Here is a 5307-nt window from a genome sequence, read left to right as displayed (position 1 = left end):
AGCTCCCTCGCCACAGGTATCACAGAGGTTGCACGATGAACTACCTGCCCTTGTTACTCCTACTCGCCCTGCCCATGGCGCACGCCGATGATGGCGACGACGCCCTCATCATCAACGGCTGCACGATCGCCGAACACAGCCAATGCCCCGGCGCCAACCTCCAGGGCGCCAACCTGCGCAATCAGGACTTGCGCAAGATGAACCTGGCCGGCGCGACCTGCGCGGTGCGGATCTGCGCCACGCCAATCTCGACCTGGCCAACCTGGAAAAGGCCCGGCTGCAAGGCGCCAACCTCACCCGCGCCAGCCTGCAACAAAGCAACCTGCGCCTGGCCGATTTCAGCGGCGCCACGCTGATGGCGGTGCAAGGCTGGGGCCTGTTCGCCCAGGGCGCGCAGTTTGAAAACGCCAACCTCAGCGCGGCCTACCTGCAATTCGCACGGCTGTCGGGGGCGAAGATGCACAAGGTCAACCTGCGTGCGGCGGATCTGGAAATGACATGGTTGAGCAAGGCGGATTTGCAGGGGGCCGACCTGAGTGATGCGAATTTGCAGGAGGCCAAGTTGGGTGAGAGCAACCTGGAAAATGCGACGCTCACCGGCAGTCGCCAGCACTATGCGAACTTTCAGGACGCCAATATGGAAGGCTGCACGGACTGCCCCACCACCTGGGACCGTTAGCACACCGCCATTCAAATGTGAGAGGGGTTCTGCACTGGCCCGCCTATCGAGCCACCCGCACCAGCCCCATATCGATCCCCAAATGCACCAATTCAGCATGGGAACTCACCTGCAACTTGCTCTTGAGCAGGGTCAGGTGGTTGGACACGGTCTTGCTGCTGATATTCAGCCGGTCGGCAATCGCCCGAGTCGGCGTGCCCCTGGCCAGCATCAGAAAAATTTCCAACTCGCGCGGCGTCATGCCCTGCAAGCGTTGGTCGCTGGGCGTATAGGCCAGTTCGGTAGCCAATACCTGTTCGATATAGGCGTGACCGTCAAGGATGCGCCGTACCGCTTCGATCAACACCTCGGGCGCCGAGCTTTTGGTCAGGTAGCCTGAGGCGCCTGCGTCCAGAGCCTGGCGCACCAGCGGCAATTCATCGTGCATGCTGAAAAACAGCACGCGCAACTGCGGCAGACGCTGGCGCAGGCGGCGGGTGGTTTCCAGGCCGCTGATGCCCGGCAGGCCGAAGTCCATGATCACCAGGTGCGGCACCGCTTCCTGCACTCGGCTCAAGGCCTCTTCGCCACTGGCCGCCTCGCGCACCTCGATGGCCGGCAGCAATGCGCGCAACAGGCTGGCGTAGCCCTGGCGCACCACCGCATGGTCATCCACCAACAGAATATTCATGTGGCCTCCAACGGCATGTTCACTGCCAACGCCCAGCCGGCGCCGGGGTGGCTGAGGATCTTCAATTCGCCGCCCAGGCAGCGCGCGCGTTCAGCCATGGAATACAGGCCCACGCCCGGACGCTGGGGCGTCTGCGCGCCGCGCCCGTTATCGCGCACCCACAGGCGCAGGCGCGAACCCTGATGCTGCAGACGCACGCGCACCTGGCTGGCGTCGGCATGCCGCAGGATGTTGGTCAGGGCTTCCTGGAGCAGGCGATACAGGTGAGTCTTGCTGGCGCCGGATAACGTCGGCAAGTCGCTACTGACCTGCAACCGGCACGGGATGCCGTGGCTGGCCTGCCACTGCGTGACCAGCATGGCGAACGCCTCGGCCACCGGCAGGTGTTGCAGGGCCACCGGGTAAAGGTCGTGGACCAGCGCGCGGAACCCTTGCTGCAACTGTTCGCAGTGGTCCTCCAGCAGCCCCACCGTGCGCGTGAGCACCTGAGGCTGATCGGCCACCAGGCGCAACAGGCAGGCCTGGGCGCGGATACCGGCCAGGTACTGACCGAGGTCATCGTGCAGGGTCTGGGCCAGGTGGGTACGTTCCTGCTCCTGCACCGCCAGCAAGGTTTGGGTGAGTTGGGTGTTGTCGGTGCGGGCCTGTTCCAGGGCGTGGGTCATGCGATTGAAGTGCAGCGCCAATTGCCGCGCTTCCGGCGCGCCTTCACTGCGCAGACGCACATTGAGCCGGCCGGCGCACACCTGTTGCAGGGCGCGTAGCAGTTCATCCAACACGCCCATGCCACGGCGTACCGCCCAGCGGATGGTCAACAGGCTCAGCGCCAGCGCCATGACACACAGGCCCAGCAGTTGCTGCAGAGAGTCCCAGACCTCGTCGATTTCATCCCGTGGGTCGACCGCGATGGCGACGCGCCGACCGTCCGGCAAGTCCAGCACCTGGGCCGTGCGCCGTGCCTCGACGAACAACAGGCGCCCGAGCCAGGCATCCAGGCCCTGCGCCGTGGGCGTGTGCACGGTCTCGCCCGGCTTGAGCCAGCGCACGCGCACATGGCGCAGGCTGGCGGTGAGTTTGGGTTGCAGGCTGGCGGGGTCGCGCGCGGCGGTCTCGCTCAGGTAGTGCACCACCGCTTCGGCCGACTGCAACTCGCGCTCCACGTCCGCCAGGGCCTGGTGCAACAACAGCGCGGTGCAGGCGCAGGTGACCAGGACGAAGAAGCCGCACACCCACAGGTTGATCCGCCACAAGGCCGACAAGACGCGCATGCTGGTGTCACTCCTGTGAAAAGGGCCTCTGGTGTTCCATGCTAAAACCGCATGGCGCGCGTGGGGCTACTACCTTGGTACTGGCCCGGCGGTACTTTCTGCATATTTGCAGCGCCGTCAAGGCTTCCTATGCTGGCGCTACCTGTCATGGAGTGCCTTATGCGCCAGCTCGCCCCTTATGCCGTGGTCTGCCTGATGGCGATCGCCTGGGCCACCACCGGCCAGGCCGCCGAGACGCCGTTGCAGGTGCAGCTCGGCTACCTGGGCTATCGACCTGACCCTGGGCCGCTGCTGTCGAATGTGATTGCCGAACCCGCCGATGCCGGGCAACGCGGCGCCGAACTGGCGATCATCGACAGCAACAGCACCGGCGCCTTTCTCAATCAACGCTACAGCCTGGCCACCGCCACGGTGGACACGGCCGACGCGCTGCTCGCCGCCGCCAAGGCCCAACACGACCAGGGCCTGCGCCTGTTCGTGGTGAACGCCCCCGCCGCCAGCCTGCGCCAACTCAGCGCCGCCCTGCCCGACAGCCTGTTGTTCAACGCCGGCAGCCCCGACGACAGCCTGCGCAGCACCGACTGCCTGAGCAATGTGCTGCATACCTTGCCCAGCCGCGCGATGCTCGCCGATGCCCTGGCGCAGTTTCTGGTGCTGCGCAAATGGCAAAAGGCGCTGCTCATCGTCGGCCCCACCGACGATGACCAGGCCTATGCCGCCGCCCTGCGCCGCGCCGCCAAACGCTTCGGCGTGCAACTGGTGGCGGAAAAAGCCTGGCGTTTCGATAACGACCAACGCCGCAGCGCCCAGGCGGATATGCCGCTGTTCACCCAGACCACCGAATACGATGTGGTGCTGGTGGCCGACGAGCGCGGCGACTTCGGCGAGTACGTGCCCTATCAAACCTGGTACCCGCGCCCCGTCGCCGGTACCCAGGGCCTCACGCCCACCGGCTGGCACAAAACCGTCGAGACCTACGGCGCGGCCCAATTGCAAAAACGCTTCGAGGCCCTGGCCGGGCGCTGGATGAACGACCGCGACTTCGCCGCCTGGATGGCCGTGCGCAGCGTCGCCAGCGCGGTGAGCCGTTTACGCCAGGCCGATGCCATGGCGATCCGCCAACTGGCGCTCAGCGAACACCTGCCGCTGGACGGTTTCAAGGGCCGCAAGCTCAGCTACCGACCCTGGAACGGCGAGCTGCGCCAACCGATTCCTCTCGTACAACCGCGCGCCCTGGTCAGCACCTCACCCCAGGACGGTTTCCTGCACCCCACCAACGAAATGGACAGCCTGGGCTATGACAAGCCCGAGGTGACTTGCCGCTTTCCCTGATCGCCCCACAATAATAAGGAATCCGCCATGCGCCGCACCCTGCTCTCATGCGCCCTGCTGCTTGCCGCCGGGCACGCCGTGGCCAGCACCGCCTGGGTCTCCAACGAGAAAGACAACAGCCTGAGCCTGATCGACCTGCAGACCCTGCAAGTCACCGAGACCCTCAAGGTCGGCCAGCGTCCACGAGGCCTGCTGCTGTCCCATGACAACAAGCTGCTGTACATCTGTGCCAGCGACTCGGACCGCGTGCAGGTGATGGACGTGGCCACGCGCAGCATCATCAAGGAACTGCCCTCCGGCAAAGACCCCGAGCAGTTCGCCCTGCACCCCAATAACCGCTGGCTGTATGTGTCCAACGAAGACGATGCGCTGGTCACGGTGATCGACACCGAGACCGCCAAGGTGCTTGGCCAGATCAACGTCGGCGTCGAGCCCGAGGGCATGGCGGTGAGCCCGGACGGCAAGTGGGCGGTGAACACCAGCGAAACCACGAACATGCTGCACTGGATCGACACCAGCACCCAGACCCTGGCCGACAGCACCCTGGTGGACCAGCGCCCACGCTTTGTCGAGTTCAACCACGACGGCTCGCAGCTGTGGGCGTCGGCGGAAATCGGCGGCACCGTGACCATTCTCGACGTGTCCAGCCGCGCGGTCCTCAAGACCCTGACGTTCGCCATCAAAGGCGTGCACCCGGACAAGGTGCAGCCGGTAGGCATCAAGCTCAGCGCCGACGGCAAATACGGTTTTGTCGCCCTCGGCCCGGCCAACCATGTGGCGGTGATCGACGCCAAGACGTTCGAGATCCTCGACTACCTGCTGGTGGGCCGCCGCGTGTGGCAGATGGCGTTCACGCCGGACCAGAAACAACTGCTGGCCACCAACGGCGTGAGCGGTGACGTGTCGGTGATCGACGTGGACAGCCTCAAGGTGATCAAGTCGGTGAAAGTCGGGCGCTACCCCTGGGGCGTGGTGGTGACGCCATGAGTACCCTGGAGGTCCGTGCGCTGAGTTTCGCCTACGGCTCGCGCGAGGCCTTGAGCGCGGTGAGTTTCAGCCTGGCGGCGGGACAGTTTGCGGCATTGCTGGGGCCCAACGGCGCGGGTAAATCGACATTGATTGCCCTGCTGACCCGCCTGTATGACCTGCAAACCGGCGATATCCGCGTGGGCGGGCATTCCTTGCGCGAGGCACCGCGTGCCGCCCTCCCCCAACTGGGCGTGGTGTTCCAGCAAAGCACCCTGGACCTGGACTTGAGCGTGGAACAGAACCTGCGCTACCACGCCGCGCTGCACGGTTTGTCGCGGCGTCGGACCGACGCCCGGGTCGAGGCCGAACTGGCGCGCCAGACCCTCACC

The 5307-nt window shown here is 65.4% G+C and carries 5 protein-coding genes and 1 pseudogene; 4 read left to right on the top strand and 2 right to left on the bottom strand.

From position 1 onward, the window contains the following. Positions 1-35 precede the first annotated feature (35 nt). Positions 36-679 (top strand): annotated as a pseudogene (locus JWR98_RS28475) (pentapeptide repeat-containing protein). Positions 680-722: 43 nt separating this feature from the next. On the opposite strand, the gene JWR98_RS28470 reads toward JWR98_RS28475, so the two are convergent. Together JWR98_RS28470 and JWR98_RS28465 are read right to left on the bottom strand one after the other, a co-directional pair. Then, on the bottom strand, positions 723-1349 hold the full coding sequence (locus JWR98_RS28470; RefSeq protein ID WP_078733814.1) for a response regulator transcription factor: 627 nt from the start codon (positions 1347-1349) through the stop codon (positions 723-725). Beyond that, on the bottom strand, positions 1346-2608 hold the full coding sequence (locus JWR98_RS28465; protein WP_205491832.1) for a sensor histidine kinase: 1263 nt from the start codon (positions 2606-2608) through the stop codon (positions 1346-1348). Before JWR98_RS28465 ends, JWR98_RS28470 begins: the two co-directional genes overlap by 4 nt. Positions 2609-2776: 168 nt before the next feature. On the opposite strand from JWR98_RS28465, the gene JWR98_RS28460 reads away from it, so the two are divergent. From JWR98_RS28460 to JWR98_RS28450, 3 genes are all read left to right on the top strand, one after another. After that, on the top strand, positions 2777-3949 hold the full coding sequence (locus tag JWR98_RS28460; protein ID WP_078733815.1) for an ABC transporter substrate-binding protein: 1173 nt from the start codon (positions 2777-2779) through the stop codon (positions 3947-3949). 27 nt (positions 3950-3976) lie between these two features. After that, entirely contained in the window at positions 3977-4936 is a 960-nt protein-coding gene (locus JWR98_RS28455; protein WP_078733816.1) for a YVTN family beta-propeller repeat protein, read from the top strand. Beyond that, positions 4933-5307: ATP-binding cassette domain-containing protein (locus JWR98_RS28450; RefSeq protein WP_205491830.1), on the top strand; the 375-nt coding region annotated here is incomplete at its 3' end. The genes JWR98_RS28455 and JWR98_RS28450, both read left to right, overlap by 4 nt.

Origin of the sequence: Pseudomonas lactucae (genome assembly GCF_016937615.1) — a bacterium.
Lineage (GTDB): Bacteria > Pseudomonadota > Gammaproteobacteria > Pseudomonadales > Pseudomonadaceae > Aquipseudomonas > Aquipseudomonas lactucae.
Note: the sequence above shows the minus strand (reverse complement) of the source record. Positions and strands in the feature narration are given on the sequence as shown.